We start from the raw sequence: 26908 nt of genomic DNA, 5'->3' as shown, positions 1-26908 counted from the left end.
ATAGCTGCCGAAAAGAAGCGACTATCTACGAGTTATTTTTACGTTGCAGTAACAAAAAAGGCACCTTCCTGCCGAAGGTGCCCGGAACGCGGTGCCGCGCGCGTTATTGCATCAGGACCACCATGACCGGCACGCCGATCGAGTCCGACTGCGCGACGGTGGCGATGCCCAGCGTGCTGGCGATCTGCTGCGCCGTCGCCAGATCGTCGTCGCCCTGATACCACACGATGCTCGACGCGGGCAGCGTCGCCGTATCGGTCGGGTTGCCGTAGGTCACGTCGGTGAAGCCTGCGGTATTGAGCTTGGCGGATTCCTGCGCCGCATAGCCCTGGATCGCCGTGCCGTTGACCACATGCACCGCCGTGCCGTAATTCACCACCGGGGAAGCGGTTTCCTCGGGGGTTGCGGATTCGGACGGCGTCGCCGTTTCGCTGGGCGTTTCGCTCGGGGTTTCGGTGGCCGTCGCGGTGTCCTGCGCGGACGCGGATGCCGAAGAGGAAGCGGACGATGACGCCGTGGAGGAGGAAGCCGCCTGGGAGCTCGCCGTGGCGGAGGACGCCTGCGAGGACGAGGAGCCGGACTTGAAGACGTTGGCCGCCTCGCCGGAGAAGACGCCCCAGAACACGAGCGCCGCCAGCACGGCGATGACGAGGACCGCCACGAGCGGGGCGGTGCGCGCGGCCGCCGAACGCGGCCCGCGATGCACGCCGACGGGACCCGCCGGAGGGGTGTCGTAGGAATCCTTGGGATAGGATTCGTAGCCGCCCTTGTCCTTGCCATCGTTGCTGCGCTGAGCCATAGCGTCCCTTCCGTAAAGTCGCGTGTCCGTGGAGCATGCCGCCCGCGCCTTGCATGGCCCGCGCGGGCTAGGGCCAATGGCGCCAGTATAGCTCGGTGGCGTGCCCATTTGTAGAGTGGAGGCATGAACGAACATGCCAAGCCGTTGAGCGAACTGGTCGATCCGGGATGGGCCCAGGCCCTCGCGCCGGTGGAGGGCCAGATCCACGCCATGGGCGATTTCCTCAGGAACGAACACGCGCAGGGACATCCGACGCTGCCGGCGGCGCCGAATATCCTGCGTGCCTTCACGATGCCCTTCGACGACGTGAAGGTGCTGATCGTGGGCCAGGACCCCTACCCCACCCCGGGCCATCCGGTCGGCCTGAGCTTCTCGGTCGCGCCCGACGTTTCGCCGCTGCCGCCGAGCCTGGTCAACATCTACCGCGAGCTGCACGACGACATCGGCTGCCCGCCTCCGCCCAACGGGGACCTGACGGGATGGGCGCGCCAGGGCGTCATGCTGCTCAACAGGTGCCTGACGGTGCGCGCGGGCGCGGCCAACAGCCATCAGGGCAAGGGGTGGGAGCCGGTCACCGAGCAGGCCATACGCGCGCTGGATGCCCGCGTCGATCCGGCGACCGGCGCCCCGCGGCCGCTGGTCGCCATTCTCTGGGGGCGAAACGCCCAGTCGCTTGAACCGCTGCTGGCCCATGCGCATGTCATCAAGTCGCCGCATCCCAGCCCGCTGTCCGCCTCCCGCGGATTCTTCGGCTCGCGGCCCTTTTCCCGGGCCAACGAGGCGCTCGCCTCCATGGGGGCGGCCCCGATCGACTGGAGCATGGCCTCCCAGACGCGTTGACGGCGCCCAAGCCAGGTGACGTACAATGGCTGTTTCGACAAGGGAAAGCAACCCATTGAAGACCACTATGAACGATAGAGTGCACACCATGTCCTTTTTCTCAAACCAGCCCGCAGCCCCTGCTGCTGCCCCCGTCGCCGCGCCCGCCCCTTCCACGGCGCTTACCAAGGAGGAAGTGGCGAGGGCGCGCCAGCTGACCGACCGCATCCGTTCGCGGTTCAGCGAAACGCTCGTCGGCCAGGAGAACCTGCGCGAGTCGCTGATCACCACGATGGTCGCCGGCGGCCATATCCTCATCGAATCGGTGCCGGGCCTGGCCAAGACGACGGCCGCCCAGACGCTGGCCACGTCGGTCTCGGGCTCCTTCAAGCGCGTGCAGTGCACGCCGGACCTGATGCCCTCCGATCTGGTGGGCACCCAGGTATTCGATTTCTCCACCCAGCGGTTCACGACGCAGATCGGCCCGATCCACGCGAACTTCGTGCTGCTCGACGAAATCAACCGCGCCAATGCCAAGACCCAGTCGGCGATGCTCGAGGCCATGGCCGAAGGCGCCACGACGATCGGCGGCAACCGCATCGCGCTGCCCAAGCCGTTCATGGTCATCGCCACGCAGAACCCGATCGAGGAGGAAGGCACGTTCAACCTTCCCGAAGCGCAGATGGACCGCTTCATGATGAAGGCCGTCATGACGTACCCCACGGCGGACCAGGAAGTCGGCATGCTGCAGCTGCTCACGCGGCGCGGTTCCGACACGCTCGACCCCACGAAGGAAGGCAGCCAGGTCGTCTCGGTCGCCGACGTCGATTTCCTGCTCAAGGCGGCGCGGCGCGTCCACGTGTCCGACGCGATCATGAAGTACGCGGTCGATCTGGCGGAAACCTCCCGCGGGGCCGGCCCCAAGCCGATCCAGGGCCTGTCGGCGCTCGTGCGGCTCGGCGCGTCCCCGCGCGCCTCGATCGCCTTCGTGCGCATCGGGCAGGCAGCCGCGCTGATGGCCGGCCGCGACTACGTCATCCCCGAAGACCTCAAGTCCTTCGCCCATGAAGTGCTGCGCCACCGCATCCTGCTGACATTCGAGGCTATGGCGGACGGCGTTTCCTCCGACCAGGTCGTCGATTCGATCGTCCAGGCGGTTCCCGTTCCATGATCGACGGCACCGACGCCGCGCGCGCAACGCGGCGCAAGATCGAGTCGCTGGGCACCGCCATGAGCCTGCCGACCGTGCGGCGCGCCCTGGGAACGCTGGAAGGCGAGCACGCGTCCAACCGGCGCGGCGGCTCCGACGACCTGCTCGATATCCGCGCCTATGAATCCGGCGACGAGGCAAGGCTCATCGACTGGAAGATCAGCGCGCGCAACGGCCGGCCCATGGTCGTCAACCGCGAGCGCCTCTCCAGCAGCCATGCCTACCTGCTGCTCGACGTGGGGCGGCAGATGACGGGCACCTGCCCGTCCGGCGAGCGCGCATGGCAGATCGCAGCCAACGCGCTGTGCATGTTCGCCGCGCTCAGCCTGCGCCGCTCCGACGACGTGTCCCTCGTGCTCGGCGACGCATCGAGCATCACGCGCGTGCCGTTCCATGGAGGGCTGGCCCAGTTCGAGCGCACGCTGGACCGCGCGCTCGAACGCGAGTGGAAGTCCCCTCGCAACATCGGCGCGCTCCTGGACTACGCGCAGGGGCTGTCGGACCGCGACGCCCTCGTCGTGCTGGCCACCGAAGGGCAGGCGCTTGGCGAACGGCACCTGCATGCCCTGCGCCGCATCGCGCAGACGCATCCCCTCGTCGTCATCGACGTCACCGCCATCAATCCCTTCGACGTCGAGCCGGTGGCAGGCCACGGGCCGATGCCAGTATCCGACGCGGCAAACGGGCGGCGCATTCCGGCGTTCCTGCGCACCCGCGCCAACGCCGAGGAAGTCGACACCCACCGCGCCTATGCCACCCAGGCGCTGGAACGGGAGCTGAGCCGCGCCGGCGCGCGCATCATCCATTCCAAATCGTCCGAAGGCATGTTCCATGAATTCGTCGCGCTGGTTTCCCGCACCCAGGGAACGTTCGTGAAGCACGCGGCGTCCCCTTCGCAGTCGCTGATTGGAGGTTCCCGGTGAACCATGCCGTCATGGCCCTCGATACCACCGGCCTCGACCCGTCCGGCACGCTGGACCTGAACGCGCCCCTCATCGCCGCAAGCGCCATAGCGCTTGTGGCAGCCGTCGCGCTCATCGTGGCGGCGGTGCTGCTGAGCCGGCCATCGAAACGCAAGGCACCCGCCCCTGCGGGAGGCGCGCATGCCGTCCACAACGGCAAGGAAGGATGGCAGCGCACCATCGACGACATCGTCAAGCGCTATAAGGAAGGCATCCTGTCGAAGCAGGAAGCCTTCGCCGAGCTGGCGGCCGTGGCCCGCGGCTTCGCCTCCGAAGCGTCCGGCAGCCGCCTGGACTCCCATACGCTTGTCGACATCAAGCGGCAGCGGCATGCCGGCGACGACGGCAACTGGGTCCTGCTGCGCCAGACGATAGCCGCGCTGTACCCGCCTGAGTTCGCGGACGGCGAGCACCATCCGATTGCGAAGGACGCTAGCGTGGCCGAGGCGGCCGGCTGGGTGTCCTCCATGGTGGAAAGGTGGCGCTGATGCTGAGGTTCCAGTGGCCGTGGGCCATCCTGATCGCCGCCGTCGCATGCGCCGCCATCGCATTCATCGCGGGTGCCCTGGCCAACCGCAAGCTCGACCGGCAGCAGCCCATCGAGGCCTTCGGCGTGGCCGACGACATGTCGGGCGAGCACGCCAGCGCCGCGATGCGCGCCTGGAAGACGCTCAACCGCCTCGCGGCGGCGTTCATGGCGCTGGCGGCCGTCATCGCGCTGATCATGACGGGACGGCCCGGCGCGGTGGACCAGGAAGACGAGAACAGCGCAAGCCGCGACATCGTCCTGTGCCTCGACGTGTCCGGATCGACGCTCCCCTATGACCACCAGGTCATCGACACCTACCTGCAGCTCGTCAAGCACTTCCAGGGCGAGCGTATCGGCCTGTCGATCTTCAATTCCACGTCGCGCACGGTATTCCCGCTGACCGACGACTACGACCTGGTCACCGCGCAGCTGTCCGAAGCCAGCACGATCCTCAAGGGCGTCGAGACGCAGGACGACATCGACAGCCTCACCGACCAGCAGTACCAGGCGGTGTCGGACTGGCTTGACGGCACGCAGAACAAGAATGACGCCACGAGCCTGATCGGCGACGGCCTGGTCAGCTGCGCCGCCATGCTGCCCGGCTTCACCTATTCGTCGGCCGGGGAAAACGGCGCCGACCGCGAAGCATCCATCGTCCTGGCGACCGACAACGTCGTGTCCGGCCAGGAAACCTACACCCTTTCCCAGGCGCTCGACCTGACGCGCCAGGCGGGCATCACGGTGGACGGCCTGTATTCCGGGCCGTCCAGCAGCGAAGGAGACGAGGCCACCAGGCAGATGGACCAGCAGATCGAAGCGCATGGCGGCGTGTTCCTCACGCAGTCCGACGGCACGTCGGTGGATGCGCTGGTCCGTGAAATCGACAAGCGGCAGGTCGCCACCGTCGAGAAGCGTTCGCAGGCCGCCATCGTCGACGCTCCGGGATGGTGGACGCTTGCCGTGGCCGTCCTGTGCGCCGGATGGTTCCTTGTGGCATGGAGGTTGAAGCGATGAGCACGTTCACGTTCTCGCCGGCCCTCGGATGGCCGGCCGGCATCGCCATCGCCGTGGCGATGTGCGCGCTTGCCGCGTTCATCGGCGCGCAGTGGCGCCGCATGAAGCGCGATGGCGCCGACCAGACGCTGGGCATGTGCATCCGGCGCATCGCCGCCTGCATCGTCATCGCGCTCATGGCGCTCACCCCGAGCATCGCGACGGCGACGACCAGCCGCGCCATCAACGCGACCGATGTCGTCATCGCCACCGACGTCACCGGATCGATGGCCGTCAAGGACGGCAAATACGGCAGCGGCGCCAACGGCATCAGCCGCCTGGACGCCGCCAGGCTGGCCATACAGGACATCACGTCCCTGTATGCGAACTCGAGCTTCGCCGCCGTCAGCTTCGGCAAGGCCGGCACGCTCGACGTTCCGCTGACGCCCGACACGCAGGCCATCGATTCGTGGGCTTCGTCGCTGAAGGCCGAACCCACTTCCGATTCAGCCGGCTCATCGCTGGACGCGTCCCTCGACACGCTGCTGACCACCGTCAAGGACATCCACGACCAGCATCCCGACGACCGGATCATCCTGTACCTAATCACCGATGGCGAACAGACCTCCCCCACCACCCGCCGCACCTTCTCGTCGCTGCGCCAGTACGTCAACGATTCGTGCGTCATCGGCGTCGGGTCGGCCGACGGAGGCAAGATCCCCGTCATCGATTCGGCGGGCACGCAGTCCGCAGACCAGTACGTCACCGATCCGTCGACGGGCGAGCCCGGCATTTCCCGGATGGACGCGGACCAGATCAAGTCGATCGCCGACGAACTCAGCGGCTCATACCTGCTGCTGGACGAAGGCAAGACGCTTGGGGAAAGCGACATCGCGGCCCAGTCCTCCAAGTGGCGCGTAACCAGCACCGTCAAGGAACGCACGCGCACCACCCCCGTCGTCTGGCCGCTCGCCATCGTGCTGGCGGCGCTGCTGGCATGGGAGGCCGGCGCATGGCTTGCAACATCAAGGAGGCTCCTATGAGCGCACGCAGCAACCGGCGCGCCAAGGCCCCGGCGTGGGCGCGCATCATCCTCGTGCTGGCGGCGGCCGCGCTGCTGGCCGTCACCTGCCTCGGCGCCATGAACCTGTCGGCGCTGCACTCCTATAACGAAGCCACGCAGACGCTGGAAAACAACATCCATGCGGCGGCTGACGACGACGCCGACCTGCAGTCGCTGGCGCTCTCGCAGCAGCAGGTGGACATGCAGTTCGCCTCCGCTTCGGCGATGAAGAACGTGCTGCTGCCCGGCCTGAAAGGCTCCGTGGAACGCAATGCGGCGGTATCGCGGCAGCTGACCGACATGATCGACAAGGCCCTGAACGCCGGCTCCTCCTCCACGTCGCAGGACGGCCAGGCAGGGGGGCAGTCCTCGTCGACGGCCACGCAGTCCCTTACCGAGGAGCAGCGCCAGCAGATCGAGGAGATGCTCAAGGCCAACGGCACGCAGACGTCCGCTTCCCCGTCGACATCCGCCGGCGGTGCGAGTACCTCGACGAGCCAGAGCACGGCCAAGCCCTGGTAAGGGGCGCCTGCCCCGAGCGGGCCCTGTGGACGACACACGTTGCCATCCACAGGGTCCGCTCGCGTTTGAAGGCCCGCGTACCGGCGCGGTTCAATGGGGCCATGACTGGATTGGCAAGCTCAAGCGCCGCGTTCGGCGCATCCTGTACCTGCGTTTCGCTGGCAAGCGAGGCGCGCACCCTCACCGACACGCTACGCTCCTCGTCGCAGCGCGCCATCGACGCGCTGTGCGCATGCTGCGTATCGGGCGCGGCGACCGACTGGGACGGCCAGGCCGCCACGCTGTTCCGCGAGCGCATCGACGCGCTGCGCCAGGCACTCGCCCCGCTGCCCGATGACCTGGCGCGCATCGGGTCGATCACATGGGCGGATGCATCATGACCACGCAGGTCAAGTCCACCGTTTCCGGCGGCCTCATATCGGTAGACACCTCCTCGTTCCAGACGCTGTGCACGGCGTTGTCGGATGCGGGGCGCCAGAGCGTCGCCGTGGCCTTGTCATGGAGCGACGCCGCCATGCGCCTGTCGCAGCTCAAGACGCAGCAGGCCTGGTGCGCGGGGAACGCCGCCTCCGACGGCGCCCACTGCACCGTCGACTACGCCGCCCTTGCGGACCGGTCCCTGCAGATGTCGTCGTCGCTCAATGCGGCCGGCCAGGAAGCCATCGGCCTGTCGGACCGGCTGGCCCGCGCCTTCAATCTCTATGAATCGGCGGAATCGGCGGTGCGCCGCGTCATGACCGAAACGCTGCAGGCTGTCACGAAAACATGGCCCGGCTATACGCTGCTGGGCACCGCCGCCTTCGCCGCCGGGGGCGCCGTCTATTCGCTGGGCGCCGAGGGAAGCGTCAACCCGATCCACATGCTCAACGCCACCACATGGGCCCAGGAAGGGCTGCTGTCCGGATTCGGCGCCGTCATCGGGGGCACCTCATTGGCGCAGGGCCTCCTCTCCACGTCCGAAGTATCCTCCGCGGCAGGCGTCATCGCCTCCGTGTCGGCGCAGGCCAACGACAAGTGGCAGGGCGACGACCTGCAGGTCAGGCAGATCGAGCCGGGGCAGGACGTCGTCGGCGCCGCGGCCAGCGTCAGCGATGCGCTGGCCGGCCTGCACCGCCTGGGCACGACGCGCATGGAGGGCGGCGACGGCATCTCCTATGCGACGATCGCCATCTCCAGATACGTCGACGACGACGGCTGCGCCAGCTGGCTGGTCACCGTTCCAGGGACCGACGGGCAGGCCGACTCGCCGTTCGGATGGGAGCAGAACATCGAGCTGATGGCGTCCGACGCGCAGATACGCGCCAACGCCGACAGCGCCCGCATGGTGGCCGAGGCGATGCGGATGGCCGGCATCGGCGCCGACGAGCCGGTCGCCATCGTCGGCCATTCGCAGGGCGGCATCGTGGCGGCGACGATCGCCTCGGATTTCGCGGACGAGTTCACCGTCAGCCACATCGTCACGGCCGGCTCTCCAATCGCCAGCCATCCGGTCGCCGAAGGCACCTGGGTGACGGCCATCGAAATGGACGACGAGCTGGTGGCGGCCCTCGACGGCAGCGCCAACCCGTCGAACGAGTACTGGCTGACGGTGCGCGGGACGCTCGTCGACGGCTCGAGCGCCTACCTGACCGGCACGGATGTCGACCCGCAGCCGGATTCGTATGAAATCACCCACTGGCTGCAGTACCATCAGGCGGCCTACGAGGATGCAAGCGGCCTGGGCAATCCGGCCGTGGAACGCCATGAAGCCCATTTCCAGCAGACCGTGTCGGGTGCGTATGCGGGCACTACCTACTGGCAGGGCAGGATGTCGGCCGAGGGCCAGGGCGATGGCGAGGGCGACTGACGCATCGACCGCCAGATGGACCGGTACGCCGGCGCTATCCCGCTGTGCCGGTAGGGTGGGAAACCATGAGGCTCACTGACATCACCCCCGCAATCGCCCTTACCCCTCTTGACGGACGCTATCGCCGCCAGACCGCCCCCCTCGTCGAATACCTGAGCGAACCCGCGCTCAACCGCGAACGCATGCGCGTCGAAGTCGAGTGGATGATCCTGCTGGCCAACGGGTTCGCAGGCAACGGGTTCGCCCCGATCGTGGAAGGGGTCCGCCCCCTCGACGACGAGGAGCAGGCCTATCTGCGCGCCATCCCGGAGAACTTCGGCGCGGACGGCATCAGCCGGCACGCCGCCCATGAAGCCGTCACGCACCATGACGTCAAGGCCGTCGAATACTACATCGACGACGAGCTCGACCGCGCCGAGGAGGCCCTCGGACGCCCCACGCAGCTGACGGGCCTGAAGACGCTCGTGCATTTCGCCTGCACTTCCGAAGACATCAACAACCTCTCGACGGCCCGCTGCATCAAGAACGCCGTGGAGCACGTGTGGATGCCCGCGTTCGGCCGCATCGTTTCGCACCTGGAGGCCAAGGCGCAGGAATTCCGCGATCTGCCGATGCTGTCGCTGACCCACGGCCAGCCGGCGACCCCCACGACGCTGGGCAAGGAGCTTGCCGTCTACGCCTACCGCCTGGGACGGCAAGGCCGCCATATCGAGCGGCAGGAATACCTGGGCAAGATCAACGGCGCCACCGGCACCTTCGGGGCGCATCTGGCGGCGCTGCCCGACGTCGACTGGATCGCCGTGTCCCGCGAATTCGTCGAGAACCGCATGGGCCTGACGTTCAACCCGCTGACCACGCAGATCGAATCGCATGACTGGCAGGCCGAGCTGTTCGGCACCATCAGCCACGCCAACCGCATCATGCACAACCTGTGCGTGGACGTGTGGATGTACATTTCCCGCGGCGTGTTCGCGCAGGTGCCCGTCAAGGGCGCCACCGGCTCGTCGACGATGCCGCACAAGGTCAACCCCATCCGCTTCGAGAACGCCGAGGCGAACTTCGAGCTGTCGTGCTCGCTGCTGGATACGCTGTCGGCCACGCTCGTCGAATCGCGCTGGCAGCGCGACCTGACCGATTCCACCACGCAGCGCAACGTCGGCTCCGCGCTCGGCTATTCGGTGCTGGCCCTGGACAATCTCCTCGGGGGCCTGGAATCGATCCATCCCAGCGAAACGGCGATCCGCGCCGAGCTCGACGCCAACTGGGAGGTGCTGGGCGAGCCGATCCAGACGGCGATGCGCGCCAGCGAACTCAAGGGCATCGAGGGCATGGACCACCCGTATGAAAAGGTCAAGGAACTGATGCGCGGTCATGCCATCAGCCAGGAGGACGTGGAACGGTTCATCGATTCGCTGCCGTTCGACGACGCCACGGCGGGCCGGCTCAAGGCGCTCACCCCGGCATCCTATGTCGGCGCCGCATCCCGCCTGGTCGACTTCATCCGATAGACGGGCCCCGACGGGGGCGTCGTACCGTCATTGGGTACAATATTGATGCTAACCTTGCCCGCCATCCGCGAAGGGTGGCGGGCTGCATCGTTGTAGGCGGCGGCAAGCCGTTCACGGACCAAAGGGCGTTGATGGCAACCACGAACCAAACCGGCACTTGCGAAACTCACCCGTCCCCTTCCGGATCGCCGGGACGGCCGTCGCCGCTGGGCGCGCTTGAGCCCGATCCGCTGGACGAGGCGATCGAGGGCCGCCCGGGCAAGCCGGTCATCCACGATATCGAGCCCAAGCGCACGCGCGTCGCCGGCGACCTGCTCCATGCATGCATCGCGCTGGTGGCAGGCGTGCTCGTCGTGTTCTTCGCGATGTACCTGCGCGGCATCACGTCGGGCGTTGAATACGATGCGCGCAACGCGGCCAAGGCGGTGGACTGGATCCTCGAAGTGCCTGCCTCGCTGCTGCAGCAGCTGGTCATCGTCGGCATCACCGTCAGCGTGCTGATCCAGCTGATCATGAACCGCGAATGGCTGCAGTCGGCCATTTCCATCGTGTCGCTGCTGCTGGGCTTCGCCAGCGCCTGGGGCGTTTCCGCATTGCTGTCGCTGCTTGGCGACCCGCTGCTGACCAGCCAGCTGCTTTCCGCGGGCACCAGCGCCGGTCCGGGCCTGCTTCCCGACTTCTATGCCGCGCTGGCGGCGTTCCTGACGGTTGCGGGGCCCAGGCGCACCCGTTCCGCCGTCAAATGGGGATGGAACATCCTGTGCATCGCCGCCGTCATCCTGATCATCTGCTCCTACAGCTCCGTGACGGGCGTCGTCATCGCCATCCTGCTGGGGCGCGTCGTTGGCCTGGTCGTGCGCTTCATCGTCGGCACGCAGAACACCGGCGCCTGGGGCAAGCAGATCGTGGCGGCCCTGCGCACGATCGGGCTTGACGCCGCCCGGCTCGACCGCTGCCCCGGCAACGAGGATGCCCAGGCCTATGCGGCCGCGCCGACACTGGAGGACGACCTCGTCGAGCATTCGCGGCTCTACCGCTTGGCAACCGCCGACGGTGGCAGCTACATCGTGTCGGTGCTGGACAACCAGTCGCATTATTCGGGCTATCTTGGCCAGCTATGGCAATGGTTCCGCCTGTCGGGCGTCGCGATCCGCCATGACCGCTCGGCCATCGATGCCGCGCACCACCATCTGGCGATGCTGCTGGGCCTGCGCAGCCTGGGGCTGCCCACCGTCGCTCCCTATGGCGTCGCCGACTACGGCGAATCGTCGGTGTTCGTGTTCGAAGCCGAACCGGCCTGCGAGGCATGCGACCCCGCATCCCTTGACGACGACGACCTGCTCGCGGTCATGGACTACATGGAGCAGGCGCATCGCCGCGGCTATACGCACCGCCAGATCACCGCCGACACGCTCGGCCGCTTCAAGGATTCGGGCGAGCTGTTCGTCGCCGGGTGGCAGAACGGCGATTTCGCCAGCGCCTCGGCCAACGTCGCGCTGGACAAGGTGCAGCTGCTTGCGCTGTTCGCCGCGCTCTACGGCGTCGAACGCACGGTCGGCGTCGCCCGCCAGGCGTGGGGCGACCCGATGCTGATCGACCTGATCCCCTTTGTCCAGAAAGCCGCGGTACCCGCCGCCACGCGCGCCCTGGACGGTTGGAGCAAAACGCTGCTGGAGGACCTGCGCAAGCAGATGAGCGCGCTCGCGCCGGTGGAGGTGACCGAGTCGATCGAGCAGGTCACGCTGTCGCGCTTCTCGGTGCGCTCGTTCGTCGGCCTCGCGCTGCTGATCATCGCCGTCTACGTCGTCTTCACGCAGATGAAGCCGGACGAAATGATCCGGGCCGTCAAGAACGCGAACTTCTGGTATGGCGCCGTATGCCTGCTGTTCTCGTTCCTGGCCTGGGTGGGGTCGGCGATCACGCTCGGCGGCTTCATGGACCGCGACAAGCGCAACCCGGCCGGCCTGATCTGCTCCCAGATGGCGCAGGGCTTCGCCGCCGTATCGATGCCCGCCGGCATCGGCCCCGCCTTCGTCAATCTCCAGTTCCTGCGCAAGAGCGGCTACCGCAACACGGTGGCCACCGCCATCATGAGCGCGGTATGGGCAGTGCAGGCGGCGATCACCGTCGTGCTGCTGCTGGTCATCGGCATCTTCACGGGGCGCAATACGCTGTCCGGCATGATTCCGACGAATACGCTGATCATCGTCATCGCCGTCGTCGCGCTCGTCCTTTCGGTCGCCATGCTGATTCCGCCCATCCGCAAGATCGTCATCGACCGCCTGCTGCCGCTGGTCAAGTCCTATGCCCGCAGCCTGCTGGAAACGCTGACGCAGCCGCGTGAACTGCTCACCGGCATCATCGGCGCGCTGATTCTCAACATCGCGACGGGCTTAGGCTTCTGGGCCGCGCTGCTGGCATTCGGGCAGCAGACCAACCCGATTGAAACGATCTTCGTGTTCCTGCTGGCCAACACGCTCGGCTCGGCCGTGCCGACCCCGGGCGGCCTGGGCGCCGTCGAGGCTGCCCTGTCCGTGGCGTTCACCGCCATCGGCATCCCCTCGACGATCGCCGTGTCGGCTACGCTGCTGTACCGCATCGCCTTCTACTGGCTGCGCATACCCATCGGCGCCCTCGCCTCCAAGTGGCTTGACCGCCATAACCTGCTGTAGTGACCGGTTTCGGGAGCCCCGGATGCCCCCGAAACCGGGCCCAATGCGAAAAAAGTCACAAAAACCCTTATAAACCGCCGTTTTCGGCAAGATTATGCGCTAAGATTGCGAAGTGAACGTGTGAGAGACCCGTCGAAAAGGATCTCCCCTTACCGCAAGAAGGATGCACATGGCATACAACAAGTCTGATCTCGTTTCGAAGATCGCTCAGAAGTCCAACCTGACCAAGGCTCAGGCTGAGGCGGCTGTCAACGCATTCCAGGATGTATTCGTCGAGGCGATGAAGTCTGGCGAAGGCCTGAAGTTGACTGGCCTGTTCTCCGCAGAACGCGTCAAGCGCGCCGCCCGCACGGGCCGCAACCCGCGCACCGGCGAAACCATTGAGATCCCGGCCACTTACGGCGTGCGCATCTCCGCAGGCTCCCTGCTCAAGAAGGCCGTTACCGAGGAGTGAGCGCAAGGCTGCGCATAGCTACGCGGTAACCCGCTGCACGTGCGATACGTGAAAGGGCCGTCCAAAGCTGGACGGCCCTTTTTGCATGCCTTTACGCAGCCATCGGTCGGGCATCACACCGGCATGCGCACGTCCTGAGCGCCGGCTGCCAGCGCCTCGAGGACGCCGTTCATCCGCAGGTAGCCGGAATCCGGCTCGTCGTTGAACGGATCCATCAGCGTGCACGATGCGCGCACCGGCGCCGTGACCTTGCAATGGGTCCAGTCGCAGTCGTACGTCACGGACGGCACCTGGGACGCCTTGGCGACGAAGTCCCCGCGCAGCGTGGCGCGCGTGTGGGAAGGCGGCACGTGCATGGCGCGCGTGACCGCCGCTTCGGTGGCCAGCGTGTCGATCTGGCCATGGTCCATCAGCGCCTCGAACACGCTGCCGTTGAGCACGTCATGGTAGTCCATGTCGATCTGCTCGAGCCGCGCCGCTATCGCCGGATCGTCGATGGAGGTGCCCTGCCGCGCGGCGTAGGCGTTGAACAGGCGCTTCTTGGCGGCCCAGTCCATCTTCCTCGCCAGCGCCGGCATGTCGTGGGCCGCCAGCGCCTCGAGCGCCCAGCGCCACTGCCCCGCAATCCATCCCGCCCCGCGTGTCGGGGCGAGGGCCAGCGAGGCCTCGATGAAATCGGGGAAGCGCTCGATGAACGCCTCGACGGCGCTCAGGTAGTGCTCCTGCATCTGCAGGGCCGTCAACGTCGCGCCGTCCTCCAGTTCCAGCACGGCATCGGCGCCGAACAGGCTGACCAGCCGGTTGGCTTCCACCGGATTGGCCAGGGCCATGCGTTCCAGCCCCGACAGGTAGCCGTGGCGATGCGCCGACTCCATCAGGCACAGCACCATGTGGGTCGTTGCGAGCTTCATGAACGTGGCCCACTGGGAACGGTTCGAGTCCCCGATGATGACATGCAGGCGCCGGTAATGCTCGGGGTTGGCATGCGGTTCGTCGCGGGTGTTGATCATCGGCCGCGAACGCGTCGTGGCGGACGACACGGTTTCATCGACGAACTGCGCCCGCTGCGTCGTTTCCACCTTGCCGTCGACGAACCGGCCGGCGCCGGTATAGATCTGCCGGGTGATGAGGAACGGCAGCAGCTGGTCGTTGATTTCCTGCAGCCCGATGGCGCGGCGCAGCAGGTAGTTTTCATGGCATCCGAAGGAATTGCCGGCGCTGTCCACGTTGTTCTTGAACAGATGGACCTTGGCCCCTTCCCCGCAGGTTTTCCGGAAGGATTCCTGTGCCTTGCGCGCCATCGCCGCCATGATCCGCTCCCCTGCCACGTCCGCCAGCAGCGCATCGAAGGGCGTGCGCGCTTCGGCAGTGGCGTATTCGGGGTGGGCGCCGACGTCCAGGTAGAGCCGCGAACCGTTGTCGAGGTAGGCGTTCGTGGAACGCAGCGTACGGGTCAGCGGGCTGAACATCTCCAGCGCCACGCTGGAGGCGTTGAACTTCCTGGCGGTTCCCGTCAGGCTGACGCCGTATTCGGTTTCAAGCCCGAAAATACGCGCAGCGGTGTCATCCGCGACCCGGCCACCCTCCTCGCGCCGGGACGCGCTGTCATGCAGCTGCGCCATCACTGGCCGCCCTTCTGCACGAAGCTGCTGACATATTCCTCCGCGTTGGATTCCAGCACCGATTCGATGTCGTCAAGCACCGCACCCAGCGCATCCGTTTCCTGCAGGGCCTCCTCGGCGCCCTTGGCGCTGGCCTCCTGCTCCGGCCGCGCAGACTGCGCCTGCTGGTCCGCTTGATGGATGGTGTGCCGTTCCTGGGGCATATTGGCCGCCTTTCGCCTAGTCGTTGTCCTGATTGGAGTGCTCGATGAGGATGGGCTTGAGTTCGTTCATGATGAGCCCGTTCGTCGCCACCACGTCGTTTTCGCTGCGCCAGTGCACCTGGCTGCCGTCCCACTGGGCGAGCTGGCCTTCCGCTTCCCAGATGACGATGGCGCCGGCCGACATCGCCGGCACGTCCCAGCTATGCAGGTGCGGTTCGAAATACGCGTCATAGGTGCCGTCGGCCACCTTGCACAGGTCCAGGGACGCGGGCCCGATGCGCTTGATATCGGCGGGATGCCCCGCGATTGCGGCGACGACGTCGAGCGCGCGCTTCGACTCCGCCGGCCGGTGCGACATGCCGAAGCTGACGACCGACCCGTCAAGGCTGCTCTGGGTGGATGGGATGATCTTCTCGCGCTTCTCCCCTATCGGGGTCTTGCGGATGCGGATGGCGCCCTGTCCGCGCGCCGCCACGTAGGTCAGGCTGAGCGCGGGGGCATGCACGACGCCGAGCACCGGCTGCGCCGAGCCCTGTTCGTTGAATTCGAACAGCGAAATCGGAATGGTCCACTCGGCCATGCTCCGCGAGAAGTTGATGACGCCATCGATGCCGCCAAGGCACCAGTAGCGTTCGCCCGGATTGCAATGTTCAGGCCGTTCGTCCCACGGCCCGTTGAACGGCTCGATGAAGCTCAGCCGGTTATAGAGGAAGCGGCTGAGCTGCTTCTCCACTTCCAGGCCCTCGTGGTAGTCGTGCTCTTCAGGATTGACGGGATTGAGGTCCCGGGGCGTCATCTGGTCGGTCAGGGCATGCTTGCCGGCCTCTTGCGCGACCTTTGCCGCTTCGAGCGCCAGTTCGCGTAACTCCATGGTCGTGTTCCTCGCCTTCGCGTTGCTGTTGGTTCTTTCAAGGATAGAAGATGCCGGCGCCTACGCGCAGCACGCACCGTCGCCGCCGGCGCGCCCCAGCAGGCGCAGTGCCTCGGCCGCGTCGGCCGCCGCGTCCAGCGTTTCGGCCGCCGCCTGCTGCCCATAGGCCAGCGGATCGTCCATGGCCAGCTCGCACAGGCGCCCGTCGCCGGCGTCCGCAGCCAGATGCGTCCATGATGCGGCCTTGATTCCCGGCGCGAACCGGCGCACGGCTTCGGCGCGCGTCCAGGCACGCGTGTCGGCAGGCGGGCATTGCATGGCCTGCCGGACCTCCCCGTCGGTGACGAGACGCTCGGTAGACGCCTGCACCTTCGCGAACACCGATCGGCGAGGGTCCAGCGCGGCCCATTGCAAGTCGAACGCGGCGGCCTTCGCCCCTGCCATGAATTCATCCATTGGCATGTCCGGCGCGCTGCGCCGGCGCGTTCGTTCGAGCAGCTGCCACTTGAGCAGCCATTCGACGCGCGAGCCTTCCGCATCCATGCCAAGCCGTTTGTCATCGTCGGCGTGGCGCAGCGCGGCAGTGTCCATCAGCGCCTGGCGCCACATCGCCATGACGTTGCGCGTGTCGCGGTCAGGCCAGCGCGGCTCCCCGTCGATGCCGGTATCGTAGGCCTGCGCGGCGGCTTCATAGACCGCGGAGAACATCGCCAGCTGCAGGTTCCACGCCGTCGTCTCTTCGCCCGAGGCCAGCTTCAGCGGCGCCGCCAGCGACAGGTCCCGCGACACGGCGTGGACGGCTTCCACCGGATCGGCCAGGCGCCACTGGCTGGCCACCGCCAGCGGATCGACGCCCTGGCCTTCATGCCATTCGAGCAGCCACAGCAGCATCGACGTCGTGCCCAGCTTGAGGAACGCCGGCACGTCCATGCGGTTGGCGTCGCCGGCGATGACGTGCAGGCGCCGCATGGAATCCGGGGCATGCGGTTCGTCGCGCGTGTTGACCAGCGGACGGTCGAACGTCGTCTGCAGCCCTTCGACGGCCTGGAGGTAGTCCGCGCGCTGGCTCAGCTGGTAGCCGCCCCGTTCGCTGCGTTCTCCGAGCCCCACGCGTCCCGATCCCGTGTAGATCAGCCGCGTGGCGAAATGGGTGGCCATCAGCGTGGACACCACAGCGAAGGGGACCTTGCGCGAAGCCATGTAGTTTTCGTGCGAGCCCCAGCTCGCGCCCTTGCCGTCCACGTTGTTCTTGTAGAGCGCTATGCCGCCGGCACGCTGCGCCGCCTGCTGCATCAGCGCGTCGCCGGCGCGGTCGTAGAGCAGCGCGTCCATCGGCCCGCTCGTTTCGGGCGACGAATACTCGGGGTGCGCATGGTCGACGTAGATGCGTCCGCCGTTGGGGGCGATGACGTTGACCAGCGCGGCCTGCGGCGTATCGGTGAGCATGCTGGCCGGGGCCGCCGCCCGTTCCAGCGTGAAGCCCCGGGCGTCGCATACCGGGTTCTCCTGGCGGTAGTCCCAGCGGATATGCCGGGTCTGCGGCGTGGACGCCGCCTCCACGACGTCGAACGACAGCTGCACCGGATTGTACCGTCCAGGGGCCGCCACCCCGTATTCCGTTTCGGTCCCCATGACCCGCCGTACCGTCATTGTGCGTTCCTTTCCCTGCGAGGCCGAAGGGCCTATTGCCCGATGATGCGCGCGACATGTCCGTCCGCCACGCCATTCGTCTTCGACCACTGCGCCGCGTCGACGCCCGCCACCGCCTGGCGCGATTCAGCCACCTGTTCGTCGACGGCGCGCGCGAGGAGCGCGGGGCCGACCGCGACCGGCGTGCCCTGCTCGATCGAGGCCTTGACGGCATAGGTCTTCGCCTTGTCGACGATGCCCTTGAGCGCGGCGCCCGACACGACGTCGCCGAAGTACAGCGGGAACCGTACGCCCTGGTCGTCGAGCGCGATGGCGATGCGGCGCGACGGTTCCTGCGCGAACGCGTCGCGTACCAGCATATCCGCCAGCGTGCCGGCATCCATGCCGTCCTCGAGGGGCAGCCGGTCCGTCAAGTAGCGGCGCACGATCGCCTGCGCCTGCTCGGGGCCGGGGCGGTCCACGCGGATCTTGACGTCCAGGCGCCCGGGGCGCAGCACGGCCGGGTCGATCATGTCGATGCGGTTGGACGCCCCGATGACGATGACGTTGTCCAGTTCCTCCACGCCGTCCATTTCGGCGAGGAACTGGGGCACGATGGTCGTTTCGACGTCCGACGACACGCCGGAGCCCCGCGTACGCAGCAGCGAATCCATCTCGTCGATGAACACGACGACCTGGCGCCCCTCCGCGGCCCGTTGCCGGGCACGCTGGAACACGCGCCGGATCATGCGTTCCGATTCCCCGACGTATTTGCTGAGCAGTTCGGGGCCCTTGACCGACAGGAAGACGCCCTGGCGCCCCTCGTCGGCGAGCGCCTTGGCCACCGCCTTCGCGATCATCGTCTTGCCATTGCCGGGCGGCCCGTACAGCAGCACCCCTTTCGGCGCTTTCAGGTCGTAGCGCGCGAACAGGGCGCGATGCTGGCACGGCAGTTCCACGGCATCGTGGATGCGCTCCAGCTGGGCGTCGAGGCCGCCGATGTCGCCGAACGATACGTCGGGCGTCTCTTCCAGCACCAGATCCCGGTCATCGGGCGCGGGCAGCGTTTCGAGGGCGATGGCGCCGGCGCCGTCGGTCAGCACGCGTTCGCCGGCTTCCAGCTGCATGCCGCGCAGCCGGTCGCTACGCGTGGCAACGGACAGCGCGCCGCTGGCGTCCTTGAGTACCAGCCGCCCTCCGGGAAGCTCCCCTGCCACCGTGCGTACGGGCCCCTGCTCCGCTGCCGGTCCCTTGCCTACGATGACAAGATTCTCGTTGATGACCACCGTATCGCCCGGATGCAGCCTGCTGGCCTGCACGTCGGGGGCGACGGACAGCACCTGGCGCCGCGTACCGGCGATGACCTCGGCCGTGGCATGCTGCACGCCGTCGGCATCGACGGCGTCGCTGGCCACGCGTACGAGCGTGGCGTAGGTCAGAGGCGGCTTGCCGTACAGCGCCATGCGGCCCTTGGCCTTTTCAAGTTCGTCGCTGGCGCGCCGCAACGCGGCGGCGAGCGCATGGTTCTTGGCCTGAAGCCGGTCGTATGCCGCGGCCAGATCGCCGCCCTCGTCTTGCTGCACCTGTTCCTGGCCTTCCTGTCGCACCGGATCGGGCCAACCGGCTTGCCGTGCAAGCGTGAAGGCCGCTCCCCTTACTTTAGGAGGCGGCCTTCGAGTTTGCAAAAGCGAAGCGGCGTCAGTCGGCTTTCGTCATCGAGCGCTGCCTGGCGATGCGGCGCACCCAGCGCACCACGGCGATGACGATGAGGATGAGGAAGATGGCGATGACGACGTCTTCGAACACGTTGAGCACGCCAAGCACCGAACACCACTGGTCGCCCAGCACGTATCCGGCCGACACGAGCACCGTGTTCCACACGGCGGAGCCGATGAACGTGAACAGCGAGAACGACGCGAAGTTCATGCCGTTGAAGCCGGCGGGAATCGAAATGAGGGACCGCACGACGGGAATGACGCGTCCGAACAGCACGGACCACCGGCCATACCGGGTAAACCACTCGTTGGCCTTGTCGACGTCCTTGCGCGCCACTCCGGGAATGCGGTCGACGGCGCGGTGGATGCGGTGCAGCCCGAACCAGCGGGCGATGCCGTAGAGCGCCCAGGCGCCGAGCAGCGAGCCCATCGTCGCCCACAGCACCGCTTCAGGCAGGCTCATCGAGCCGCGCGCCGCCGTGAATCCGGCCAGCGGGAGGATGATTTCGCTGGGGATGGGCGGGAAGATCGATTCCATGGCGATGGCAAGCGCGACGCCTACGCCGCCGACCGTTTCCATCAGGCCAAGCAGCCAGGAGGTCATCATGCCGATCAGTCCGTCGCTGCCGGTCGCGCACTGCAGCGGCGCTTCGTTGGCGGCTTGCGCCGCAATCAGGGAAAGTCGCATGCCCTTATTGTCCCAACGTTTACACACAATCAAAAGCATGTGCGCACAAGCTTTGCAAGGTCTTGACGAGAACGCCGCGGCCTCCTGTCCCCAGCCGGCCCCGACGCTTGAAGAACCGGGCCTGCTCGTCATGGACGTCGATTCGACGCTGATCGACCAGGAGGTCATCGACGAGCTCGGGAACGCAGCCGGCGCCGGCCCCCAGATCTGCGACATCACGCGCCGCGCCATGAACGGCGAACTGGACTTCGCGCAGGCCCTCGCCGAGCGCGTCGCGCTGCTGGAGGGGCTCCCCGTATCGGTATTCCGCCGCGTCTACGAATCGGTTACCTTCACCCCCGGCGCGCACCGCCTCATCGACACGCTGCACCGGCACGGCTGGAAGGTGGGCGTCGTCTCCGGCGGCTTCCACGAAGTGGTGGACCTGCTGGCGCGCGACGCCGGGCTCGACTACTGGATCGCCAACCGCCTGCAAACGCGCGACGGGGCGCTGACGGGGCGCCTGGACGGCCCGATCGTCACGAAGGACGTCAAGCTGGAATCGCTCATGCGCTGGGCGCAGGACGCCGGCGTGCCGATGCGGCAGACCGTGGCCGTCGGCGACGGAGCCAACGACCTGCCGATGATCCACGCAGCCGGCCTCGGCATCGCGTTCTGCGCGAAGCCGGCCGTGCGGGCGCAGGCCCCGCACGAAATCACCGAACGCAATCTCGGCCTCGTCTTGCCGATGCTACGCTAGGCGTTCGCTACCTGTCAGGCGCGCTCCACGAGCCCAGTCTGCCGCGGCCATCGCCTTCTTGCCCTGCGCCTTGACCTGTTCGAGTTCGTACGGGCCGCTCTTCGTGCCGGCCCACACATGGCGCTTGGTGACCAGCAGGCGCCCGGGCTCCAGGCGTGCGCCCAGCCCCGCCTGCGCCAGCTGGCGGCTGAATTCGGCCTCGTCTTCGGCGGCCAGCGTCCGCCCGCGCAGGATGTGCAGCGTCGGCGCCTCGGCTTCGCTTTCCCCGTCGCTTTCCAGATGGCACCATGCGCCGGGATTCGGCGTGCAGGCGCGAATCTGGCGGTCGACGGCGAAATCCGGAACGTCCCAGCGTACGTGGGCGTCCTCGACGCTGATCTTGGCCGCAATCTGGTAGGAACCCGCCGCCTGCGGCACCGGCGTAATCTGGCCTTCGGCCATGCCTTCCAGCGCGGCGGCCAGCAGCTGCGCGCCGTCGTCGGCGAGCCGCGCGAGCAGTTCGCCGGCCGTTTCATGCGCGCCGATCTGCACCGTCGACTGCGCAAGGATCGGGCCGCTGTCCATGCCGCGCGTGATGCGGAACACCGTGGCGCCGGTGAGCGTGTCGCCGGCCCAGATCGCCCGCTGCACCGGGGCCGCGCCGCGCCACTCCGGCAGCAGCGAGAAATGCAGGTTGTACCATCCCAGCGGCAACGCGTCCAGCACCGGTTCGCGCAGGATCTTGCCATAGGCGACGACGGCGGCCGCCTGCGCGCCGGTCGCCTTGAGCTCCGATACGAACGTATCCTCGTGCGGGTCGGATTCGATGACCGGCAGCCCCAGCTCGAGCGCCGCCTGCTTGACGGGGCTGGGCACCAGCTTGCGGCCCCGGCCGGTGGGGGCGTCCGGCCGCGTCAGCACGGCGACGACCTCGAAATGGTCGGTATCCCTGGCAATCTTCTTCAACGACGGCACCGCCACTTCGGGCGTGCCCGCGAACAACACGCGCAGCATCCTCGTTATCCTCCCTATGCATCGGCCAGGCTGGCTGCCCGGCCCTGGTCCCAGCTGACAGTCTAGACTCGGGCGTCCCTTGGCCCCGGCGCCTTATCCGCCGGTAAGCGAAACGCGGCAGGTTTCCGGCGCTTGACGGCCCCACGCCGGCGGGGTGGTCCGGAGCGGCTGATCCGTCCGGCTAGTAGAGCGGCTCGGGCAACGGCACGCCGGCTTCGACCAGCGCGTGCCGCAGCGCCTCGGGCTCGCTGAACTGCAGACCGCGGATGCCGGCCTCGTTCGCCCCGGCGACGTTGACGGCCTTGTCGTCGACGAACAGCGCCGTCGCCGCCGCGATGCCGAACTGGTCCAGCGCCTTCTCGTAGATGTCGCGGTGCGGCTTGATCATGCCGACGAAGCCGGAGACGACGCGCCCGTCGAGGCTGGAGAGGATCGGGTAGGCCTTCTCGGCTTCCGGGAACGTCTCGACGTCCCAGTTGGACAGGCCCCATACGCCGATGCCGGCCTGGCGAAGCTGCTCGACGAGCAGCCGGGCGCCCGGCACGACGCCGCGCAGCGATTCGTCGAAATGCTCATGGTAGTAGCGCATCGCCTCGGCCCAGCGGCGCCCGCTATGCTCCTCCACATAGCGGTGCACGTCGTCGAGCGGCATGCCGCGGTCCGCCATGTCGAATGCGGTGTACGTGCCCGAAACCTCGTTGTCGAAGAAATCGGCGATGAACGCCGGCGAATAGCGGCCCCGCAGCGGCGCCTGCGGATCCCAGCCAACCAGCACGTTGCCGAAATCGAAGATGACGTTTTCAATGGGGCGTCCGGCAGCGGCGGCTGCGTTCCCCTCGGCTATGATGACGTTGCGTTCCATCCGCTCCCCTTTCGTTGCATGGTTCCTGTCATGCGGCCAGCTCCACACTATCAAAGCGGCGGTTCCGGCGCCGGCAATCTACATGAGATCCTTCGGATCCATCTGGAACCGCAGCTCGCCGGTGTTCCTGCGGGCGGCATGGCGCGCCAGCTCGGTGCGCAGGCGCAGCGCGAGCTCGTCGCGGCGCGCGTGGCCGACGCGCACAACGGCCTTGACGCGGTCGCCCATGCTTTCCAGCTCGCGCGCGTCGATGGTTTTCGGCAGCGCAATCGGCACCGGGCCAAGCACGGCCGGAACTTCGCCGCACGGCGCCTCCACGACGTCCCATTCGCCGCCCGGCATGACGCCGATGCGCTCGAGCGTTTCGGACACGGCGTCGCGCCGTCCCCATACGCATGCGGCGCCAACGGAAGGCGGCAGGCCCGTTTCGGCGCGTTCCGCGTTTTCCCGCTCGGCCAGCAGGCGGCTGTCCCACAGCATCAGCGAGCGCGCCAGCACGGGGTCGCTTTCGCCGATGAGCAGCGCCGTTCCCCCCTGTGCGCGCGGCGCGGTCTGGCGCACGACCCGCATCCACGATGCCAGCGCGTCCTCGCGCGCGTCGATGCCGCGCATGTACAGGCTGGTCCATGCGTCGAGGATGGCGGTGGCCTGGTAGGAGCCCTGCGCCGCGTCGCCGCTGGAACGCACATGCGGTTCGGCACCGGGGGTGGCCACGACGATGACCGGCGCATCGGAGATCCATTCGATGACGCCCTGCGGCTGATGGGGGCTCGACACCACCATCGGCACATGCCGGAACAGCCCCTGGAGCTGTTCGATGGTCCCGGCGGCGCCCACGCGGATGACGCGCAGCCGTTCGCCGCCGCAATGGCGGCATGTCCAGCTGGCAGCGGTGACGCCGCACCACTGGCACCGGGCCGTGCCGTCGCCCTGCAGCCGCTCGAGCGGCCCGCTGCATTTCATGCACCTCGCCTGCGCCAGGCAGGACGCGCAGCTGAGCGATTCGCTGATGCCGTCCGAGGGGATGGACAGCAGCACCGGCCCGGTTTCCAGCGCCTTCGACAGCACGCGCACGGCGGTGTGCGGCACGCGCGATCCGATGCTGGGGTCGGCGAGGCGGTTGAGCTCGTCGCGGTTGAGCCATCGCACGGCCGGCATGGCCCCTTTCAGCGCGGCGCCGGAGGGATGCACCGACGTCGACAGCCCCGACACCGACGTTTCGACGGCATGGCCGCCGCCCGTTTCCCACTGGCTCAGCGGGCTGCGCACGTCGCCATAGGCGACGAACAAGCCGTTGTGGTTGCGCGCGCGCAGCCGCAGGACGCCGCGGGCGTTGGCGTACGGCGCCATGCCGTCCGCCTGCTGGTAGGCGATGTCGTCGACGACGGCGAACAGCGCTTCGCCTTCCACCGGGGCGTACATGGCCGCGCGGGTGCCGACCACGCAGCGCACGTGGCCCCGCGACACCGCCAGATACGCGCGGTAGCGTTCGGCCGGCGACATCGAGGCGCTGAGCACGGCGACGTCGCCGAAGTAGGGCACGCGTTCCGCATCGCGTGGCCTCTCGCCATTCGCTGGGGCCACGCTGCCAGGCCTCTCCTCTGCCGGCGAGAACAGGCGCAGCCCGAGCCGTTCGAGCTCGCGGACCAGGTCCCATGTTTCACGCATGCCCGGCAGCACCGCCAGCGCCTGCCGTCCGTGGCCCAGTGCTGTAGCCAGCATGGTGGCCAGGTCACGCTGCCATGCGCCGGCGCCGGGAAAGGCGTCGGCGGCGAACGCCTCGAACCGCCGCTCGCCTTCACGCTGGCGCAATGCGGCAATGAGATTCGCGCCGCCCTCCATCCGGTCCGCCAACGCCTGCGCATCGCCTTCGACGCGCTGGGCCAGCAGCGCCATGCGCGCGTCGCGGTTCGCTTCCATCGGTTCGCTGGCCTGCTGGGCCTGCTCGACCCATGCGACGCGCGGAGGGACGGCTACGCGCAGGATATTGGCGCAGGTGCCGCCGAACGCGTCGGCGATGGCGGCGATGTCGCTGCGCATCGAGGCCGGCACGAGGATTTCCGGGCTGACGACGCGTTCGATGAAGCGCATCGCCTCATCCGGCGTATCGCTGGCCTGGCAACGGCCCCATACGATGCCGTTGACGCGCTGGCCGCCGAAGCGCACGCGTACCAGCGTGCCCGGCTGGGCTGCCTGCGCCTGCTTGTCGTCGACGAAATAGTCGAAAGGCTGCCCTAAATGCGGCGCCTGAACGTCGAGCACGACGCGGGCGACGGGCAGATCGGCCGCCGGCTTCTGGCGCGCGGCTTTCGCCGGCGCCTTGCGGCGTCGGCGGGGCGCCATGCCGTCGAACGTGGGCTGCGTGGCCTCCATCTAGCGCCCGACGGCCTGCTTCAGCGCGTCGACGCGGTTGAGCCGCTCCCAGGTGAAGCCTTCGCCTTCGCGGCCGAAATGGCCGTAGGCCGCGGTGGCGGCATAAATCGGCCGCAGCAGGTCGAGTTCGTCGACGATGGCGGCCGGGCGCAGGTCGAACACCTCGCGCACGGCGTGCTGGATCTGCTCGCGAGTCACGCCAATCTCCGTGCCGTACGTCTCGACGTTGACACTGACCGGGTCGGCCACGCCGATGGCGTAGGCAATCTGGACCTCCACCTTGTGGGCCAGCCCCGCAGCCACGATGTTCTTGGCCACCCAGCGGGCGGCGTAGGCGGCAGAACGGTCCACCTTGCTCGGGTCCTTGCCGGAGAACGCGCCGCCGCCATGGTGCGCCGCGCCGCCATAGGTGTCGACGATGATCTTGCGGCCGGTCAGGCCGGCGTCGGCCGCCGGGCCGCCCAGCACGAACGAACCGGTCGGGTTGACGAGCAGCCGGTAGCCGTCGACGTCGATGGACGGGTCGAGCGTTTCGGCGAGCACCGGGTCGATGACGTGCTCCTTGAGCTCGCGGCGCAGCGTTTCCTGGTCGACGTCCGGATCATGCTGGGTCGAGACGAGCACGGTATCAAGGCGCACCGGGCGGTCGTCTTCGTCGTATTCGATCGTCACCTGCGTCTTGCCATCGGGACGCAGCCCCGGCACTTCCCCGCTCTTGCGCACGTCGGTAAGCCGCTGCGCCAGCCGGTGAGCCAGGTGGATGGGCAGCGGCATGTAGGCGTCGGTCTCGTCGGTCGCGTAGCCGAACATGACGCCCTGGTCGCCCGCGCCCTGCGCTTCATAGCGCTCCTCGCGCGAAGCGGCGCTCTCCCCTTCGCGGCCCAGCCGGTCGACGCCCTGGTTGATTTCGGGGCTCTGCTCGCAGATCGACACGACGACGCCGCACGAATCGGCATCCAGCCCGATGTCGGAGCTCGTATAGCCGATATTGCGCACCACGGAGCGCACGATGTTCTGGATGTCGGAATAGCCTTCGCTGGTCACCTCGCCGAACACGAAGAACTGGCCCTTGGTCGCGCACGTCTCGACGGCCACGTGCGAATGCGGATCCTGCGCGAGCATGTCGTCGAGAATCGCGTCGGAAATCTGGTCGCAGACCTTATCGGGATGCCCTTCCGTCACCGATTCGGCGGAAATCAATCTAAGTTCGGCCATCATTCCTTCTTCCGGAGCAGAGTGCGCTCTCAATCATTCACGTAAACGGCTTCACCCTATCAAAAGAGATGCCCATGCGTCCAGAGTTTCCGGCCGAGGACGCCACTGGACAGCGACGCATACGGCGCTCGATTCGCAACCCTTGGAATCAAGCCATTTTGATGTGCTGGGCAGTTCCAGCAAACCATTGATTCTGTCCAGTAGGCTCCCCCCGCCAAAAGTCTGGACAGCAAACCATCAAAAAGGGAGAGGGCACGGCGCTGGCCGTGCCCTCTCCCCATTTTTCATTTAATTAATTGCCTTCGGTGAGGTCGTCGTCGCCGAGGGTTTCCTCGAGCAGGCCCTCGTTGATTTCGCGGAACGCAATCGACAGCGGCTTCTCCTGGTTCTGGTATTCGACCAGCGGCCCGACGTTCTGCAGCAGGCCTTCGTTGAGCTGCGTGAAGTAGGAGTTGATCTGGCGCGCGCGCTTGGCGGCGAAAATGGCCAGCGCGTACTTGGAGTCGGCATGCTCCATCAGGTCGTCGATCGGCGGGTCCGCCAGGCCGGTCGGGGTGGGTTCGGTGCCGAATTGAGTGGGTTCAGTGGCGTTTGCCATAGTCGTTCTCCCAATCTGAAAAG

At 67.4% G+C, this 26908-nt stretch carries 25 protein-coding genes; 13 read left to right on the top strand and 12 right to left on the bottom strand.

Features of this window, described 5'->3' with window-relative positions:
- Positions 1-103: 103 nt before the first annotated feature.
- Positions 104-799 carry a LytR C-terminal domain-containing protein gene (locus AC1AXT_RS03495; RefSeq protein WP_476539201.1) on the bottom strand — a complete coding sequence of 232 codons (696 nt, stop codon included), beginning with the start codon at positions 797-799 and terminating at the stop codon, positions 104-106.
- Between the two features lie 123 nt (positions 800-922).
- Here AC1AXT_RS03495 and AC1AXT_RS03490 point away from each other — a divergent pair, with 123 nt between their 5' ends.
- The 12 genes from AC1AXT_RS03490 (at position 923) to AC1AXT_RS03435 (ending at position 13377) form a co-directional block, all read left to right on the top strand.
- Positions 923-1639, top strand: a complete 717-nt coding sequence (locus AC1AXT_RS03490; protein ID WP_476539199.1) for a uracil-DNA glycosylase — start codon at positions 923-925, stop codon at positions 1637-1639.
- An 88-nt stretch (positions 1640-1727) separates the two neighbouring features.
- Positions 1728-2789 carry an AAA family ATPase gene (locus AC1AXT_RS03485; protein ID WP_476539197.1) on the top strand — a complete coding sequence of 354 codons (1062 nt, stop codon included), beginning with the start codon at positions 1728-1730 and terminating at the stop codon, positions 2787-2789.
- Positions 2786-3751: a DUF58 domain-containing protein gene (locus tag AC1AXT_RS03480; RefSeq protein ID WP_476539196.1), complete on the top strand. Its 966-nt coding sequence runs from the start codon at positions 2786-2788 to the stop codon at positions 3749-3751. The genes AC1AXT_RS03485 and AC1AXT_RS03480 overlap by 4 nt, the downstream gene beginning before the upstream one ends.
- A gap of 11 nt (positions 3752-3762) precedes the next feature.
- Positions 3763-4278, top strand: a complete 516-nt coding sequence (locus tag AC1AXT_RS03475) for a hypothetical protein (protein WP_476539194.1) — start codon at positions 3763-3765, stop codon at positions 4276-4278.
- Positions 4275-5333: a VWA domain-containing protein gene (locus AC1AXT_RS03470; protein ID WP_476540456.1), complete on the top strand. Its 1059-nt coding sequence runs from the start codon at positions 4275-4277 to the stop codon at positions 5331-5333. The genes AC1AXT_RS03475 and AC1AXT_RS03470 overlap by 4 nt, the downstream gene beginning before the upstream one ends.
- Positions 5330-6355, top strand: a complete 1026-nt coding sequence (locus AC1AXT_RS03465) for a vWA domain-containing protein (protein ID WP_476539192.1) — start codon at positions 5330-5332, stop codon at positions 6353-6355. The genes AC1AXT_RS03470 and AC1AXT_RS03465 overlap by 4 nt, the downstream gene beginning before the upstream one ends.
- The gene (locus AC1AXT_RS03460; RefSeq protein WP_476539190.1) at positions 6352-6897 is read left to right on the top strand and encodes a DUF6466 family protein; all 546 of its coding nucleotides are present in this window, start codon (positions 6352-6354) and stop codon (positions 6895-6897) included. The genes AC1AXT_RS03465 and AC1AXT_RS03460 overlap by 4 nt, the downstream gene beginning before the upstream one ends.
- Before the next feature lie 101 nt (positions 6898-6998).
- Positions 6999-7277, top strand: a complete 279-nt coding sequence (locus AC1AXT_RS03455; protein WP_476539188.1) for a hypothetical protein — start codon at positions 6999-7001, stop codon at positions 7275-7277.
- Positions 7259-8743: a PGAP1-like alpha/beta domain-containing protein gene (locus AC1AXT_RS03450; RefSeq protein WP_476562773.1), complete on the top strand. Its 1485-nt coding sequence runs from the start codon at positions 7259-7261 to the stop codon at positions 8741-8743. The genes AC1AXT_RS03455 and AC1AXT_RS03450 overlap by 19 nt, the downstream gene beginning before the upstream one ends.
- A 65-nt stretch (positions 8744-8808) precedes the next feature.
- On the top strand, positions 8809-10251 hold the full coding sequence (purB, locus tag AC1AXT_RS03445) for an adenylosuccinate lyase (protein ID WP_476539184.1): 1443 nt from the start codon (positions 8809-8811) through the stop codon (positions 10249-10251).
- Positions 10252-10382: 131 nt separating this feature from the next.
- The gene (locus tag AC1AXT_RS03440) at positions 10383-12923 is read left to right on the top strand and encodes a lysylphosphatidylglycerol synthase transmembrane domain-containing protein (protein ID WP_476539182.1); all 2541 of its coding nucleotides are present in this window, start codon (positions 10383-10385) and stop codon (positions 12921-12923) included.
- 169 nt (positions 12924-13092) lie between these two features.
- Complete coding sequence (locus AC1AXT_RS03435) at positions 13093-13377, top strand: HU family DNA-binding protein (protein WP_476539180.1); 285 nt, start codon at positions 13093-13095, stop codon at positions 13375-13377.
- A 113-nt stretch (positions 13378-13490) separates the two neighbouring features.
- On the opposite strand, the gene AC1AXT_RS03430 is transcribed toward AC1AXT_RS03435, so the two are convergent.
- The 6 genes from AC1AXT_RS03430 to AC1AXT_RS03405 form a co-directional block, all read right to left on the bottom strand.
- Entirely contained in the window at positions 13491-14999 is a 1509-nt protein-coding gene (locus tag AC1AXT_RS03430; protein WP_476539178.1) for a proteasome accessory factor PafA2 family protein, read from the bottom strand.
- Positions 14999-15202: a ubiquitin-like protein Pup gene (locus tag AC1AXT_RS03425; RefSeq protein ID WP_476539176.1), complete on the bottom strand. Its 204-nt coding sequence runs from the start codon at positions 15200-15202 to the stop codon at positions 14999-15001. Before AC1AXT_RS03425 ends, AC1AXT_RS03430 begins: the two co-directional genes overlap by 1 nt.
- Before the next feature lie 16 nt (positions 15203-15218).
- Positions 15219-16073 carry an inositol monophosphatase family protein gene (locus AC1AXT_RS03420; protein ID WP_476539174.1) on the bottom strand — a complete coding sequence of 285 codons (855 nt, stop codon included), beginning with the start codon at positions 16071-16073 and terminating at the stop codon, positions 15219-15221.
- Positions 16074-16133: 60 nt separating this feature from the next.
- Complete coding sequence (gene dop, locus AC1AXT_RS03415; RefSeq protein WP_476539172.1) at positions 16134-17723, bottom strand: depupylase/deamidase Dop; 1590 nt, start codon at positions 17721-17723, stop codon at positions 16134-16136.
- 32 nt (positions 17724-17755) lie between these two features.
- The gene (gene arc, locus AC1AXT_RS03410) at positions 17756-19285 is read right to left on the bottom strand and encodes a proteasome ATPase (protein WP_476539170.1); all 1530 of its coding nucleotides are present in this window, start codon (positions 19283-19285) and stop codon (positions 17756-17758) included.
- A gap of 115 nt (positions 19286-19400) precedes the next feature.
- Complete coding sequence (locus AC1AXT_RS03405; RefSeq protein WP_476540454.1) at positions 19401-20021, bottom strand: DedA family protein; 621 nt, start codon at positions 20019-20021, stop codon at positions 19401-19403.
- Positions 20022-20142: 121 nt separating this feature from the next.
- Here AC1AXT_RS03405 and serB point away from each other — a divergent pair, with 121 nt between their 5' ends.
- Positions 20143-20844: a phosphoserine phosphatase SerB gene (serB, locus tag AC1AXT_RS03400; RefSeq protein WP_476539168.1), complete on the top strand. Its 702-nt coding sequence runs from the start codon at positions 20143-20145 to the stop codon at positions 20842-20844.
- Here the strand turns inward: serB and fmt are convergent.
- The 5 genes from fmt to rpoZ all read right to left on the bottom strand — a co-directional run bounded on the left by fmt (position 20836) and on the right by rpoZ (position 26885).
- Positions 20836-21837, bottom strand: coding sequence for a methionyl-tRNA formyltransferase (fmt, locus tag AC1AXT_RS03395; protein ID WP_476539166.1), 1002 nt, complete (start codon positions 21835-21837; stop codon positions 20836-20838). The genes serB and fmt overlap by 9 nt on opposite strands.
- 181 nt (positions 21838-22018) lie before the next feature.
- The gene (locus AC1AXT_RS03390; RefSeq protein WP_476539164.1) at positions 22019-22699 is read right to left on the bottom strand and encodes an HAD family hydrolase; all 681 of its coding nucleotides are present in this window, start codon (positions 22697-22699) and stop codon (positions 22019-22021) included.
- Positions 22700-22777: 78 nt separating this feature from the next.
- Positions 22778-25072 (bottom strand): primosomal protein N' family DNA-binding protein, encoded by a 2295-nt coding sequence (locus tag AC1AXT_RS03385; RefSeq protein ID WP_476539162.1) that lies wholly within the window; start codon positions 25070-25072, stop codon positions 22778-22780.
- Entirely contained in the window at positions 25073-26287 is a 1215-nt protein-coding gene (metK, locus tag AC1AXT_RS03380; protein WP_476539160.1) for a methionine adenosyltransferase, read from the bottom strand.
- Between the two features lie 292 nt (positions 26288-26579).
- On the bottom strand, positions 26580-26885 hold the full coding sequence (gene rpoZ, locus AC1AXT_RS03375) for a DNA-directed RNA polymerase subunit omega (RefSeq protein ID WP_476539158.1): 306 nt from the start codon (positions 26883-26885) through the stop codon (positions 26580-26582).
- Between the last annotated feature and the right edge of the window lie 23 nt (positions 26886-26908).

It is taken from the genome of Bifidobacterium sp. LH_450 (genome assembly GCF_056356715.1).
Note: the sequence above shows the minus strand (reverse complement) of the source record. Positions and strands in the feature narration are given on the sequence as shown.